The sequence below is a fragment of the Carboxylicivirga sediminis genome, from assembly GCF_018156225.1.
GTDB classification, from domain to species: Bacteria; Bacteroidota; Bacteroidia; order Bacteroidales; family Marinilabiliaceae; genus Carboxylicivirga; species Carboxylicivirga sediminis.
Genome location: NZ_JAGTAR010000002.1, coordinates 38,847 through 53,610 on the forward strand (window position 1 = coordinate 38,847; position 14,764 = coordinate 53,610).

The 14,764-nt window shown below is 41.9% G+C and carries 11 protein-coding genes; 10 read left to right on the forward strand and 1 reads right to left on the reverse strand.

The genetic code is table 11. From position 1 onward, the window contains the following. The first annotated feature begins 12 nt into the window (after positions 1 to 12). Together nusA and infB are read left to right on the forward strand one after the other, a co-directional pair. Entirely contained in the window at positions 13 to 1,248 is a 1,236-nt protein-coding gene (gene nusA, locus KDU71_RS01950) for a transcription termination factor NusA (RefSeq protein ID WP_212188213.1), read from the forward strand. A 67-nt stretch (positions 1,249 to 1,315) separates the two neighbouring features. Continuing rightward, positions 1,316 to 4,219, forward strand: a complete 2,904-nt coding sequence (infB, locus tag KDU71_RS01955) for a translation initiation factor IF-2 (protein ID WP_212188214.1) — start codon at positions 1,316 to 1,318, stop codon at positions 4,217 to 4,219. Positions 4,220 to 4,299: 80 nt separating this feature from the next. Here infB and kdsB read toward each other — a convergent pair whose 3' ends face one another. Further along, complete coding sequence (gene kdsB / locus KDU71_RS01960; protein ID WP_212188215.1) at positions 4,300 to 5,058, reverse strand: 3-deoxy-manno-octulosonate cytidylyltransferase; 759 nt, start codon at positions 5,056 to 5,058, stop codon at positions 4,300 to 4,302. 208 nt (positions 5,059 to 5,266) lie between these two features. Here kdsB and KDU71_RS01965 point away from each other — a divergent pair, with 208 nt between their 5' ends. The 8 genes from KDU71_RS01965 (at position 5,267) to KDU71_RS02000 (ending at position 14,739) form a co-directional block, all read left to right on the forward strand. Beyond that, positions 5,267 to 6,514, forward strand: coding sequence for a sigma-54 interaction domain-containing protein (locus KDU71_RS01965; RefSeq protein ID WP_212188216.1), 1,248 nt, complete (start codon positions 5,267 to 5,269; stop codon positions 6,512 to 6,514). Next, on the forward strand, positions 6,511 to 7,017 hold the full coding sequence (locus KDU71_RS01970; protein ID WP_212188217.1) for an LptE family protein: 507 nt from the start codon (positions 6,511 to 6,513) through the stop codon (positions 7,015 to 7,017). The genes KDU71_RS01965 and KDU71_RS01970 overlap by 4 nt, the downstream gene beginning before the upstream one ends. Positions 7,018 to 7,037: 20 nt before the next feature. Further along, on the forward strand, positions 7,038 to 7,970 hold the full coding sequence (locus tag KDU71_RS01975; RefSeq protein WP_212188218.1) for a hypothetical protein: 933 nt from the start codon (positions 7,038 to 7,040) through the stop codon (positions 7,968 to 7,970). A gap of 15 nt (positions 7,971 to 7,985) precedes the next feature. Next, positions 7,986 to 8,348, forward strand: coding sequence for a preprotein translocase subunit SecG (secG, locus tag KDU71_RS01980; protein ID WP_212188219.1), 363 nt, complete (start codon positions 7,986 to 7,988; stop codon positions 8,346 to 8,348). Between the two features lie 217 nt (positions 8,349 to 8,565). Then, entirely contained in the window at positions 8,566 to 8,844 is a 279-nt protein-coding gene (locus tag KDU71_RS01985) for a co-chaperone GroES (protein ID WP_212188220.1), read from the forward strand. A 50-nt stretch (positions 8,845 to 8,894) separates the two neighbouring features. Continuing rightward, complete coding sequence (gene groL / locus KDU71_RS01990) at positions 8,895 to 10,535, forward strand: chaperonin GroEL (protein ID WP_212188221.1); 1,641 nt, start codon at positions 8,895 to 8,897, stop codon at positions 10,533 to 10,535. A gap of 269 nt (positions 10,536 to 10,804) precedes the next feature. Further along, on the forward strand, positions 10,805 to 13,552 hold the full coding sequence (locus KDU71_RS01995) for a TonB-dependent receptor (protein ID WP_212188222.1): 2,748 nt from the start codon (positions 10,805 to 10,807) through the stop codon (positions 13,550 to 13,552). 14 nt (positions 13,553 to 13,566) lie between these two features. Further along, positions 13,567 to 14,739: a DUF4876 domain-containing protein gene (locus KDU71_RS02000; protein ID WP_212188223.1), complete on the forward strand. Its 1,173-nt coding sequence runs from the start codon at positions 13,567 to 13,569 to the stop codon at positions 14,737 to 14,739. Positions 14,740 to 14,764 lie beyond the last annotated feature (25 nt).

The following is a 14,764-nucleotide window of genomic DNA, read 5'->3' on the forward strand; positions in this document are numbered from 1 at the left end:
ATTCCTTAGGGTATGGAAAATATTAATCTGATAGATACGTTTTCGGAGTTTAAAGAACTCAAGAATATTGATCGTGCAACCATGATCAGTGTGTTAGAAGACGCATTTCGAAGTGTTCTGATCAAGCGCTTTGGCACAGACGAAAACTTTGATGTTATCATCAATGACGACAAAGGTGACTTTGAAATATGGCGTAACCGTGAAGTGGTTAAAGATGAAGATTTAGAAGATGAGAACCTTCAAATTTCTTTATCGGAAGCGAAGAAAATTGATGACGACTATGAGTTGGGTGAAGAAGTAACCGACGAAGTAAAGTTTCTGGATTTTGGCCGTAGAGCAATATTAAGCTTGCGTCAGAATTTGTCTGCACGTATTCTGGAGTTGGAAAAAGACAACATTTACCACGCCTATAAAGACCGTGTTGGTGAAATCGTTACCGGTGAAGTATATCAGATTTGGAAACGCGAAATCCTTATTATCGATGATGAAGGCAATGAACTTATCTTGCCTAAGGCCGAACAGATTCCTTCAGATTTTTTCCGTAAGGGAGATAGCGTAAGGGCTGTAGTGGTGAAAGTTGAAATCCGCAACAACAATCCATTAATTATTCTTTCACGCACCTCGCCAGTATTCCTTGAGCGACTGTTTGAATTAGAGGTACCTGAAATTTTTGACGGCTTAATCACCATTAAAAAGATTGTACGAGTACCTGGTGAAAGAGCGAAAGTAGCGGTTGAATCATACGATGAACGAATCGATCCGGTTGGGGCTTGTGTTGGTATGAAAGGTTCGCGTATACATGGTATTGTGCGTGAGCTTCGCAACGAAAACATCGATGTTATCAACTACACTTCCAATACCCAATTATTTATCCAAAGGGCATTAAATCCGGCTAAGATTACCAACATCAAAATCCTTGAAGATCAAGGCAGAGCTGAGGTTTACCTGCGTCCGGAAGAAGTATCACTGGCAATTGGTAAAGGAGGATTAAACATCCGATTAGCCGGACAGCTTACAGGATACGAATTAGATGTTTACCGTGAATCTGACGAGGATGATGAAGATGTTAATCTGGATGAATTCTCTGATGAAATTGATAGCTGGGTATTAGACGAACTGAAAGCAGTTGGCTGTGATACTGCCAAATCGGTATTAGATCTGTCAGTTGAAGACCTGGTTAAGAGAACTGATTTAGAAGAAGAAACAATTCAGGAAGTTAGGAAAATATTAAGCGCCGAATTTGAATAAATCGCTATATTTGCCCGCAAAGAATTGAATCCGAACAAAATAAAACGATAAGAAGAGTCCTATTTATATGGCAGTTGGAAAAAGACTTAGTAAAGTAGCACGAGAGTTCAATGTTGGACACCACACCATTGTGGAATTCCTGCAAAAGAAAGGTTTCAAAGTTGAAACAAATCCGAATACAAAAATCTCGGAAGAGATGTATTCACTTCTTGCACAGGAATATCGTGGCGATTCACATGTTAAAAAAGAATCGGAAAAACTGGCTAAATTAAAGGAGAAGTCGAAGAAAGAGTCGATTTCACTTTCTGATATCAGGGATGATATTGAGCCAGCTAAAGAGAAAGAAAAACCGGCTGAGACACCGGCTGCCAAGGATGAATCTGGCCCTAAAGTAGTTGGCAAAGTCGATTTAGACGCATTGAAACCCAAGAAAAAAGAAGCTCCTGCTCCGGCACCTAAGCCCGAGAAGAAGGCAGAGGAAGCACCTAAGCAAGAGGTAGCTCCTCAGAAAGAAGATAAGCCTGTGGAAAAAAAGGTGGAAAAGAAACCTGCTAAAAAACCTGAGCACATTCCTACTAAAGTAGAGCCAGCTGAGGAAATGAAAGTAGTTGGAAAAATTGACCTGGATAAGAAGCCAAGTAAGCCTGCTGAAAAAGCACAGCCTAAAGCAGAGGTTAAAAAAGAAAAGCCAGCTCCAAAACCAGCTCCTGAAACAAAACCTAAACCTGCAGCCGAAGCTCCTGTCAAGCAGGAAGAGAAGCCAGCTGAAGAAGATACCTTCAGAGCCACACAGGTTAAAAAACTATCGGGTCCAACTGTTATTGGCAAAATTGAACTACCAAAAACACCAGCTAAATCAGATAATAAATCTGCAGCTGATAAAAATGCCAACAAGAAGCGCAAACGTAAGCGCATCAAAAAAGATAAAGAGAAGGTTGATATTAACCAAAAGCAACAGCAAGGTGGCGATAACAAGCAGCAAGGCGGACAAGGTGGTGGTCAGAGAACAGACAATCGCCCGCAAAGACAACGTCCTTCACGTGTTAAGAAACGCCCTGTAAAAACTGAGGTTAACGAGGAAGATGTACAAAAGCAAATTAAAGATACGTTAGCGCGCTTAACATCTAAAGGAAAAAGCAAAGGTGCTAAACACCGTCGTGAAAAACGTGAAATCCAGTCTCAACGCCAGCAGGCTGAGATGGAGCAGGCAGACAAGGAAAAGTCAATATTGAAAGTTACTGAATTCGTAACTGCCAATGAATTGGCAAACATGATGGAAGTGCAGGTGAACCAGATTATTGCTACCTGTATGAGCTTAGGTATGTTTGTTTCTATCAACCAACGTCTGGACGCTGAAACATTAGCCTTAGTAGCTGAAGAATTCGGTTATACCATCGAGTTTGTAAGTGCTGAAGTGGTTGAATCCATTATTGAGGAAGAGGACAAAGAAGAAGATTTACAAGACCGTCCGCCAATTGTAACGGTGATGGGTCACGTTGACCACGGTAAAACATCATTATTGGACCATATTCGTCAGGCTAACGTAATTGCCGGTGAGGCGGGTGGAATAACCCAGCACATTGGTGCTTACAGTGTAACACGCGAAGATGGTCGTCAGATTACTTTCCTGGATACACCAGGTCACGAGGCCTTTACCGCGATGCGTGCTCGTGGAGCTCAGGTAACCGATATTGCTATTATTATTGTAGCAGCTGATGATAATGTGATGCCACAGACTGTGGAGGCCATCAACCACGCAGCGGCAGCAGGTGTACCTATTGTGTTTGCCATCAACAAAATTGACAAACCAGGTGCAAATCCAGATAGAATCAAAGAAGAACTGGCTAATATGAACTACCTGGTTGAAGACTGGGGAGGTAAATACCAGTGTCAGGAGATTTCGGCCAAGAATGGTGTTAACATCGAAGAGTTACTTGAGAAAGTATTGCTGGAAGCTGACCTTCTTGAATTGAGAGCGAATCCAAATAAACGAGCTGTTGGTTCGGTTATCGAATCATCACTTGATAAAGGACGTGGTTATGTTACAACGCTATTGGTACAAAGTGGTACAATGCGTGTTGGAGACATGATACTGTCCGGTTCCCACTATGGTCACGTTAAAGCGATGTTTAACGAGCGTAACCAAAAGGTGGATGAAGTAGGGCCATCGGAACCAGCATTGGTACTTGGTTTAAATGGTGCGCCGCAGGCCGGTGAACGTTTCAACATCATGGAAGATGAGCGCGAAGCCAAAGACATTGCAACTAAGCGTGAGCAGTTGCAGCGTGAACAAGGCATGCGTACCAAGAAGCACATTACACTTGACGAAATTGGTCGTCGTATCGCCATTGGTAACTTCCAGGAGTTGAATGTAATTGTGAAGGGTGATGTGGATGGTTCTATCGAAGCATTATCTGACTCATTAATTAAGCTGTCTACTGAAGAGATTCAGGTGAATGTTATTCACAAAGCGGTTGGTCAGATTTCAGAATCAGACATCATGTTGGCAACGGCCTCCAACGCCATTGTAATTGGTTTCCAGGTGCGTCCATCATTGGCAGCACGTCGCATTGCTGAGAAGGAAGAAATCGATATTCGCTTGTATTCAATCATCTACGATGCTATCGAAGAATTGAAATCAGCCATGGAAGGTATGTTATCGCCTGAAATTAAGGAAGAGATTACAGCTACTATCGAGATTCGCGAAACGTTCAAAATTACGAAAGTTGGTACCATCGCTGGTTGTATGGTGAAAGAAGGAAAAATCAAACGTACCAATAAGATACGCCTGATTCGCGAAGGTATTGTGGTGTACACCGGTGAGCTTGGTTCTCTGAAACGTTTCAAAGACGATGTGAAGGAAGTGGCAGCTGGTTACGAGTGTGGTTTGAACATCGAAAAGTACAACGACATCAAAGTAGGTGATATTGTTGAAGCTTACGAAGAAGTCGAGGTAAGCCGTAAATTGTAAAATAGTTTTACACGATATACAAAAAAAGCTCGTCCATTTGGATGAGCTTTTTTGTTGTCTGGCAATTATTTATTTTCAAACTAAATCAACCCCAACTTCAATAAATTATCTAAATCATCAGGCGTATCAATACCATGTGACTCTTCTGTTGTCTGCTCCACCCGGATTGAATAACCATTTTCGAGCCAGCGCAACTGCTCCAATGATTCTGCTGATTCAAGCTGCCCAATAGCCAATTGTGTAATTTCAAACAAAACATCGGTACGATACCCGTACAATCCAACATGGTTAAAATACTTATGTTTCTCCATCCATTGACTTTCCTCCTCTCCTCTCAGGTACGGAATTGGCGAACGACTAAAATACAAAGCACGCTTGTCATTACTAAGGACAACTTTGGGCTTGTTGGGATTAAATAAATCGTCGGATGACGTTACTGGTTTAACCAAAGTAGCCAGCTGAGTCGTTTCATCATCAAAACAATCCGCTACCGAAGCAATCTGTTTTGGGCTGATAAAGGGTTCATCCCCCTGAATATTAATTACTGCATGAAACTCTCTTTGCTCTATTTCTTTTATCTTCGTTAGCGCTTCCGCACAGCGATCGGTGCCACTCTGATGGTCGACCGATGTCATTACAACCTTACCTCCAAACTTTTGAACAGCCAACTCTATTCTGTCATCGTCGGTGGCTATATATACATCATCTAAGGCCTGACAGGCCTGTTCATATACACGCTGTATCATTGGCTTACCTCCAATAATAGCTAAAGGTTTACCTGGGAAACGTGTGGAAGCAAACCGAGCCGGAATGATTCCGAGTATCTTCTTTTTTGTCATAACACCATTCATATTTTCTCTGACAAAGGTATCAAGTTCATCTTACAAACAATTCCATAATGAGAAAGTTGATGAGTGTTCTGGTGCTTTTAACAAAAATTGTTGGGCACTAATCCCCAAAAAAAGCATGATAATTGTAACTTTGTCAGGTAGCCTGCTAAAATTGCAGGCTTTATATTATTCAGGTAGAAAGATAAGTGTAGAATAAATGGATTTACAACAAATCAAGCAACGATTCGGAATAATTGGTAATTCATTTGGGTTAAACAGGGCTATTGATGTGGCCGTTCAGGTAGCCCCTACCGATTTATCTGTATTAATAACAGGTGAAAGTGGTACCGGTAAAGAGGTGTTTCCGCAGATTATCCATCAGTCGAGTGCCCGTAAGCATGGTTCTTACATAGCCGTTAACTGCGGTGCCATACCAGAAGGAACTATTGACTCAGAGCTATTCGGTCATGAAAAGGGAGCTTTTACAGGTGCATTATCTGATCGAAAAGGTTATTTTGAAGAGGCCAATGGCGGCACCATCTTTCTGGATGAAATTGGCGAACTACCTTTAAATACTCAGGTTCGATTGTTACGTGTACTCGAAGCCGGCGAATTTATTAAAGTTGGCTCATCAAAAGTACTAAAAACAGACGTACGTGTAGTAGCGGCCACAAATGTGAATATGGAAAAGGCGATTAAAGAAGGGAAGTTTCGCGAGGACTTATACTACCGCTTAAATAGCGTGCCAATAACCATTCCGCCCTTGCGCGACCGCTCCGACGATATTTACCTCCTATTCAGGAAGTTTGCCAATGATTTTGCCACACGTTATCGTATGCCGGCCATACGTCTGTCTGAAGATGCCAAAGAAATGCTTTTGCGTTACCGCTGGCCGGGCAATATCAGGCAACTTAAGAACATCACTGAGCAAATATCAGTGATTGAACAGCGGCGGGAAATCGACAGTGAGGCCATTTCCAAATACCTCCCCTACCATTCGGGCGATAACTTGCCGGCTATTATTGACAATAGCAGCAAGCCCGATGCCGATTTCAGCACCGAACGCGAAATACTTTACAAAGTATTGTTCGATATGAAAAAGGATATGAATGATCTAAAAAAGCTGGTGCTGGATATGATGGAAAACGGAAATATCAGCTCACATAGCGAGCATGCCCAGATCATTCAAAAGCTGTATCAGGGCGAAGATGGGGACTTCGTGAGAAGTGGTAATAATGTGCCTCCAATGAGCTATTCGCCATCGGTCAATGATGATGAACATGAATCTATTCAAGATACAGAAGAATTCGTTGAAGAATCCTTGTCGCTAGCAGATAAAGAAATTGAGCTCATTAAAAAAGCACTCGATAAATACAACGGAAGGCGAAAACAAGCCGCCGTTGAATTAGGTATATCAGAACGAACTTTGTATCGGAAAATTAAAGAATATCAGATAGAACGATGAAAACAGCATACAGCATAATAGGCTTGGTATTGGCATTAACGGTAACCGCCTGTTCAATTAATATGACCATGAGCGGGGCATCAATACCTGAGAATATCAACAGTTTCTCTGTTCAATATTTCGACAACAGAGCCCCTTTAATTAATCCCGTATTAAGTCAGAATTTTACTGAGGGTTTGAAAGACCGGATATCAAACGAGTCACGTCTGAATTTGGTTAATGGAACAGGCGATGTGGATTTCTCAGGAGAAATCACTGGCTATAGTGTTCGCCCAATGGCCATTCAGGCAGATGCGATCTCTGCAGAAACACGTCTTTCAATGACCATTAAGGTGCGGTATAAAAATTATAAAGACCCTAAACTCAACTGGGAAAGTAGCTTTTCGGCATTTCGGGATTTCCCATCGGATCAGAATATTAACGCGGTGGAAAATGACCTGACCACAGAAATGATTGAAGAAATTACCGAGAATATTTTTAATAAAGCATTTGCCGACTGGTAGCATAGAGTTGATTCTATTATATGAAGAAAACAGCCTTTTTTGATTTAGTAGCACAGCCTGATTTGTTAAATGAGGATACCCTGCCTGAATTAACCGAAATTGTAGCAGAGTTTCCGTGGTTTCAGTCTGCACGCATGCTACTGCTTAAAAATCTTCATATAATTGAACATGTACGGTTTAATGGTGAATTAAAGCAATCAGCTGCATTTATTGCCGACCGCAAGCAACTATTTGAACTCATTCATTCTAGTAATAACATACCATCACCTGTCAGCCATGAAACCCATACCGAGGAAAAGGTTGAAGCTGTTAAAGAGTTGGTGGTGAGTGATGCCGAAGCCACAAAAACACCTAAGAAAACTATTGGCATCACAACAAAGGTGAGTTCCATTACCGACTATTTCCAAACGGACGATACATTTGAAACAGCTGACGGCAGCCAGATTGACTTTTCGGTGCTTTCAAATAAAAAGCCTGAAACGAAACAGAACCAGTCAATGGTATTGCCAAGTGCTGATTTTTTGGGCTATGAATCCAACGAATTCGTAGGATATGAACTAAAAGAGGCCATCAATCCTGAGGAGAAGAAAGATGAAAGCCACTCCTTCTCTGACTGGCTTAGCATGCTGCGACATACACCGGTTCAAACAGAAAAGCAACCTGTTAAGAGAAAATCACAACAGATTATTGATAATTTCTTGCAGATTGATTCACCTAAAATTATTCCATCGTTCAAACAGGAACCAACTAAATCAGAATCTATGAGCTCTGTAAATAAAGGGCTAACTGACAATGCCGATGATCTAATGTCAGAGACGCTGGCTAATATTTACATCAAGCAAAAACACTATGACAAAGCAATTGGGATATATGAGAAACTCCGTTTGAAATATCCCGAAAAAAATGTTTACTTTGCACGTCGCATTACCGACTTAGAAAAATTAACAAATTAAATAATTGAGCGAGATATGTATACTTTTGTTTCGATATTAGTAATCTTAGTAAGTATCTTTTTAATCCTTATTGTTTTGGTTCAAAACTCTAAGGGAGGAGGTTTAGCATCTAACTTCTCATCACAAAACCAGGTGATGGGTGTGCGTAAAACTACTGATTTCTTAGAAAAAGCAACCTGGACCTTAGCCGGGGTGTTGTTAGTACTTTCGTTTGTTGCTGTATTGGTATTACCAAAGGCACAAATGGGTGGCGCTGAAATTGATGAGAAACTCAACACGCTTCCTTCGCAGCAACAAGAGATGCAAGCATTCCCATCTCCTGCACAAGGTGATGAGGCTGCAACAACAGAAGAAACAAGTACCGAAGATGCTGAGTAAGCAAAACAGGTAAAAAAATATGGAAAGTGTCAGGCTCAACAGTCTGACACTTTTTTTATCTGTAATTTTGACTTCTGACAAATGATCTCCTGTCAGACCTCTGCAAAAAAGTCAGTGAATCTTATAAAAATATGTCATAAATTGCTTTGGCATACTTTGTGAGTGAGAAGCAATCGTTAAAACTTAAACTGTTTATATAAATCAAAAATTAATAGATATGTCAGAATTAAAAGGAAGAATCTTAGCCGGTAAAATTTTGGTTAAGCCTCAGGCAGCTGAAACAACAACAGCAAGCGGAATTATCATTCCTGATTCAGCCAAAGAAAAACCATTACAAGGTACTGTCGTTTTAGTGGGTGAAGCTAAAAAAGATGAAGTAATGGAAGTAAAAGTTGGCGACGTAGTATTGTACGGTAAGTATGGTGGTACTGAACTAGCAATTGATGGAGAAGACTACTTGCTGATTTCTCAGTCTGATGTACTTTACATCCTGTAACTATCAATAGTTAATAATTTTTAATCCTGAATATTTAAAAGAGACATAAAATGGCTAAAGAAATAAAATTTAATATTGAAGCGCGCGATTTGCTGAAAGAAGGTGTTGATGCTTTGGCAAATGCTGTAAAAGTAACATTAGGACCTAAAGGACGTAACGTAGTAATTGACCGTAAATTTGGTGCTCCATCCATCACAAAAGATGGTGTGTCGGTAGCTAAAGAAGTTGAGCTATCTGATCCTTATCAAAACATGGGTGCACAAATGGTGAAAGAAGTTGCTTCAAAAACTGGTGACGATGCTGGTGACGGTACTACTACTGCTACTGTCTTAGCTCAGTCAATTATCAATGTTGGTTTGAAGAACGTAACTGCCGGTGCTAACCCAATGGAATTGAAAAAAGGTATTGACAAAGCAGTTACTGCCATTGTTAAAAACATCAAAGCACAAGCTCAGGAAGTTGGCGAGCACAGCGAAAAAATTGAGCAGGTGGCTACCATTTCGGCAAACAACGACAGCGAGATTGGTAAATTGATTGCTGAGGCCATGGAGAAAGTGAGCAAAGAAGGTGTTATTACCGTGGAAGAAGCCAAAGGTACTGAAACAACTGTAGAAGTAGTTGAAGGTATGCAGTTCGACCGTGGTTATATCTCTCCATATTTTGTGACCGATACTGACAAGATGGAAGCAGACCTGGAGAATCCTTTTATCCTGATCCACGACAAGAAGATTTCAACCATGAAAGATCTTCTACCTGTATTGGAGCAGACAGCACAAACAGGTCGTCCGTTGATGATTATAGCAGAAGATGTTGATGGCGAGGCTTTGGCTACTTTGGTAGTAAACCGCCTGCGTGGTTCATTAAAAGTGGCTGCTGTTAAAGCACCTGGTTTTGGTGACCGTCGTAAGGAAATGCTGCAGGACTTAGCGGTTCTGACTGGAGGTACTGTTATCTCTGAAGAAACTGGTTTGAAGTTGGAAAGCGCAACTATCGAGATGCTTGGTCAAGCCGAAAAGGTAACTATCGACAAAGAGAATACAACAGTGGTTAATGGTGCTGGTGCCAAAGAAGCTATTGAAGCACGTGCCAACCAGATTAAGGCTCAAATTGCTAATACGACTTCTGACTACGACCGTGAGAAGTTACAAGAGCGTTTGGCTAAGATTGCCGGTGGGGTAGCTGTACTTTATGTAGGTGCTGCTTCTGAAGTAGAAATGAAAGAGAAGAAGGACCGCGTAGACGACGCATTAAGTGCAACACGTGCGGCTGTGGAAGAAGGAATTGTTCCTGGTGGTGGTGTTACCTACATCCGCTCTATTGCAGCCTTAGATGAGATTAAAGGTGAAACAGAAGATGAGCAAACTGGTATTGAAATCATCAAGCGTGCTATCGAAGAGCCATTGCGTCAGATTGTATTCAACGCAGGTAAGGAAGGTGCTGTAGTAGTACAAAAAGTAGCTGAAGGTAAAGATGACTTTGGCTACAACGCCCGCTTCGACCGTTACGAAAACCTGTTGGAAAGTGGTGTAATCGACCCAGCTAAAGTAACACGTATCGCTCTTGAGAACGCTGCATCAATCGCGGGTATGTTCTTAACCACCGAGTGTGTATTGGTTGAGGAGAAAGAAGAAAACCCAATGCCAATGGGTGGCGCTCCAGGAATGGGTGGCGGTATGCCAGGTATGATGTAAGAAATAAATCATCAATCATAAAGGAAGAGGGATTCATTGCGAATCCCTCTTTTTTGGTATTGAGCATACTAAATTTAACATACCATTTCTGAATTATTCTTGAATAATCCACAACATAAGACAATATATCAATCGCTTACATTTCTGATAATTCTTAAATAATGTTGACCCATCGCCACGCCATTTACCCATAAATTGGGATTTCAAGGCCAATCATAATTAGCGAATTTTGCTGCACATCACAACCCATGTAAGTATTAGGTATAACGATGCAGCGATACATTCTTCTTTTCATATACATTATTTGTTATTCTCCGCTTTATGCACAAAGTAAGCAAATAAGCGTTAGTACACACATTATTGATGAGAAGAGTGACGAACCCGTTCCTTTCGCTGCAATCATCTTCACTAAAGTTAACGTTGGCACTTACGCTGCTTACAATGGCACCACCTTGCCAGTTAAACTCCGAAAGGGCAACCATGAGATACAGGTTTCGTGCATTGGTTACAATACAGCTTCTGCTAATGTTACACTAACCGCCGACACAACAATTACTATCAAGCTTCAGTCAGATGATATTAACATCAACGAAGTGGTGGTTACAGCAACTGACAACGAGGGGCCCGGTTCAGGCTCTAAAATTAACCGCAAAGCCATTGAGCACATACAGGCCTCCAGCTTTGCCGATGTGATGCAGCTGGTGCCTGGTGGTAAATCGCAAGAACCGGATCTTTCAAAAGTGAACCCCATTAGCATACGCCAGGTTGGCAGCGATGTGAACACAGCTTTGGGCACCGCATTTATTTTGGATGGAGCACCCATTTCCAATGAGGCCAATATGCTGGCTCCCGAAGGTACGGCATCTGACATTAAACTAGACAACAGAACCAATGTGAGCAACGGCATGGATATGCGCAGCATCCCAACCGATCAGATTGAATCCATTGAAGTTATTCAGGGTATTCCCTCGGTTGTGCATGGCGACTTAAGCACTGGTGCTATCATCATTAATCAGCGGCATGGCATCACACCCTGGCAGGGACGCATCAAATCCGATGCACGCAACAAACTGTTTTCGTTGGGTAAAGGTATTGACCTGGGTCAAAAAGCAGGCACCATAAATTTTAATGGCGATTACCTGATCTTCAATTCCGATCCACGCAATCCGTACGAAGGTTACCAACGCTATACCTTCTCAAGCAGGTATTTTAATCATCTGCAGCTGGCCAACAGCTCAATTAATATTAAAGGCAACCTGAGCTACACCGGCTCGGCCGATAAAGACCGTAATGATCCGGAAATCGACGATCAGGCCAACGATCAGTTTCGCACCAACTACAATAGCTTATCATACACTTTAAATACCGAATGGAACTTCAACTCATGGTTTCAACAGGTTATACTGAGCTCACGGGCCAGCTATGCAAGCAATAAACTCTACCGACAAAAGTTTATTTCCAATGGCGGCCCAATGCCAGCTCCAATTAATACTGCAGCAGGCGAAAGCTATGGCATCTATTTGCCCGCCACATACGAGGCCTTTTACCGCATGGAAGATAAACCTTTGAATGTGTTTAATCAACTCAGTGCACGCTTAGTGAGCTCAAAAGGTGTCATCTCGCACAGTATTGTGGGAGGTTTGGAATGGCGATACGATAAAAACCTTGGCCAGGGTGAAATCTATGACCTGGAGCGTCCCATGTACCCAAGCTTCCGAGGCTCCTATTCCGTATCAACGCGCCCCAGAGACTTGTCGTCTATTCCATCTGTTCAGAAACTGGCTTTTTTTGCTGAGGATAATATGAATGCATCTTTGGGAGAACACAAGATAGACGCACAATTAGGTATCAGAGGCACCAACCTACTCAACCTGAGTGACACTTATGATATGAGTGGGAAGATATACCTGGAGCCTCGCCTGAACATGCAATATACGTTGCCTGATTTCTCGCTCAACAAGCAAAATGTACAGCTCAGCATTCATGGTGGTATCGGCCATCATTATAAATTCCCCACACTCAACCAGCTGCATCCCAACGAGCTGTTTTTCGATTTGGTGCAACTCAACTACTACTCGCAAAATCCAGATTTAAGAAGCCTTCATATTAAAACAATCGTGGAGAATCCAACAAACTATGAGCTCCAACCTGCCAGCAACCTGAAATGGGAATTCAGCCTGCATCTTAAGGTAGATGAACACCTCTTTTATATGACCTATTTCAACGAAAGAATGAACAATGGCTTTATGACACAGAACCAGTGGCAGAGTCAAAGTTATCGCTTATATAATACCGATGGGCTTAATCCTGTTGCTCCGCCGCAAGTGGATGATTTACCATACACCAACACCCAGATAATTAATACATTCAGCCAAACGCACAACGGGGCCGGCGTGTACAAAGAGGGTCTTGAGTACCAAATGACATTTGCACGTTTTAACAACATCAACACCCGACTAACTGTTAACGGGGCCTGGTTTAATACTACCTACCAAAGTAATATTTACCAAGTCTTTCATCCCAACCGGGTAATTAACAACCAACCATTCCCCTATGCGGGTATTTACGATGAACACATAGGCAGCGACCGCACTCTGCAGCAGTTTAATACCAATTTTCAGTTTGACACACAAATTACCAGACTGGGGCTCATCTTCACATCAACCATTGAATGCACTTGGTTCTCAAACAGTGAAAACCACACTTCAGGTGGATGGCCGGTAGCGTATATCGATGTTTTCGGGCAAAAGCATCTTTTTACAGATCAGGACAAAAACGATCCGATACTTGAACAGCTATACCTTGGCAAAAATGATGAGTACTTCCATCGTCTGAACGAACCCTTTGGGACTAACCTCAATATCAGAGTGAGTAAACAATTTAAAAAGGGCCACAATCTGTCGTTCTATGTCAATAACCTGATTAGCTACTACCCCGACTATTATAATAACTATCACCGCAGAATACAACGCATCAACCAGCCATACTTTGGCATGGAACTAAACATAAACATATAATCAAAAACAATAAAATGAAAACACTACAAATTATTCCTTTACTTCTTCTGACAGTACTGCTGTTTAGCTGTAATGATGATGAAAACTTTGTTGCCAAAACCGATGTGGAAGTGGCATTGCATTTCGAAGATGAATCAACAGCCATTGAGCTGGATGATATTACAGTAACTTTTATAAACATTAACAATGGTTCGGAAATAAAAAGCACCAGTGACACCAATGGCAAAGTGAGTCTGATGCTTGAAGAAGGTGTGTATAGTATGGTGGCCAATGGTGAAAAAACCATTACCATAGATGGCAACGTACAAACTGTAACTATTTCAGGCTCAATAGAAAACAAAGTTGTCAACGCCAGTTCATCAACGTTTGAGCTACCTCTTTTCTACAGTGCACCAGGCGAAGGCTGGGTCATTAAAGAAGTATACTATGCGGGCTCTCGTACACCGGAAAATAAAGCTTATTACAAAGACCAATACATCGAAATATATAACAACAGTTCAGAAGTACTGTATGCAGATGGCCTAACGATTTCGGAAGCTGAGCACAACACTTCGCGTGAACTTAACGAGTGGGCCGATTGGCTTAGTCAAGGGGTGGTTGTGCGCACCATCTACACCATCCCTGGTTCAGGAACAGAACACCCTGTACAACCGGGCGAAAGTCTGATTCTGGCCTCACAACCCATCGACCACACCATTGAAAACGCTAACTCCATTGACCTGAAGGGCGCCCATTGGCAATGGTTCGATGAAGGAACTACGGATGTAGATGTGCAGGAAGTGCCCAACCTCACCAAATATTACAGCTACAGTAAAAGCTTTTGGCTACTGCACACAAGTGGTTACAACTCATTTATATTATGGCGCGCCGATGATATGGAAGCATTTATGAGTACGCAACGTAAAGAAACAGAAAACTCGGCCGGCAACACTATCGAAGGTTATCTGGTGCCTAACGAGATTATTTTGGATGCGGTAGAGTCATCGCGCAAGGATAAATTCTTAACCAAAGCCCTGGCACCACAAATTGACCTGACGTACACCTATTGCAATGAAACATTCAGTAAAAAGAGTATTCGCCGCAAAGTGCAGGGCTATGATGATGGACGAGCCATATTGATGGATACCAACAATTCAGACAATGATTTTATTAAAAATGCCGAACTAAAACCCGGTGAAGTAGAATAATCAAACTGCATACATGACAAGGAAA

Excerpts from the sequence above, each read along its gene's own strand:
- nusA (WP_212188213.1), top strand. The coding sequence starts at position 13 with ATGGAAAATATTAATCTGATAGATACGTTTTCGGAGTTTAAAGAACTC.
- infB (WP_212188214.1), top strand. The coding sequence starts at position 1,316 with ATGGCAGTTGGAAAAAGACTTAGTAAAGTAGCACGAGAGTTCAATGTT.
- kdsB (WP_212188215.1), bottom strand. The coding sequence starts at position 5,058 with ATGACAAAAAAGAAGATACTCGGAATCATTCCGGCTCGGTTTGCTTCC.
- KDU71_RS01965 (WP_212188216.1), top strand. The coding sequence starts at position 5,267 with ATGGATTTACAACAAATCAAGCAACGATTCGGAATAATTGGTAATTCA.
- KDU71_RS01970 (WP_212188217.1), top strand. The coding sequence starts at position 6,511 with ATGAAAACAGCATACAGCATAATAGGCTTGGTATTGGCATTAACGGTA.
- KDU71_RS01975 (WP_212188218.1), top strand. The coding sequence starts at position 7,038 with ATGAAGAAAACAGCCTTTTTTGATTTAGTAGCACAGCCTGATTTGTTA.
- secG (WP_212188219.1), top strand. The coding sequence starts at position 7,986 with ATGTATACTTTTGTTTCGATATTAGTAATCTTAGTAAGTATCTTTTTA.
- KDU71_RS01985 (WP_212188220.1), top strand. The coding sequence starts at position 8,566 with ATGTCAGAATTAAAAGGAAGAATCTTAGCCGGTAAAATTTTGGTTAAG.
- groL (WP_212188221.1), top strand. The coding sequence starts at position 8,895 with ATGGCTAAAGAAATAAAATTTAATATTGAAGCGCGCGATTTGCTGAAA.
- KDU71_RS01995 (WP_212188222.1), top strand. The coding sequence starts at position 10,805 with ATGCAGCGATACATTCTTCTTTTCATATACATTATTTGTTATTCTCCG.
- KDU71_RS02000 (WP_212188223.1), top strand. The coding sequence starts at position 13,567 with ATGAAAACACTACAAATTATTCCTTTACTTCTTCTGACAGTACTGCTG.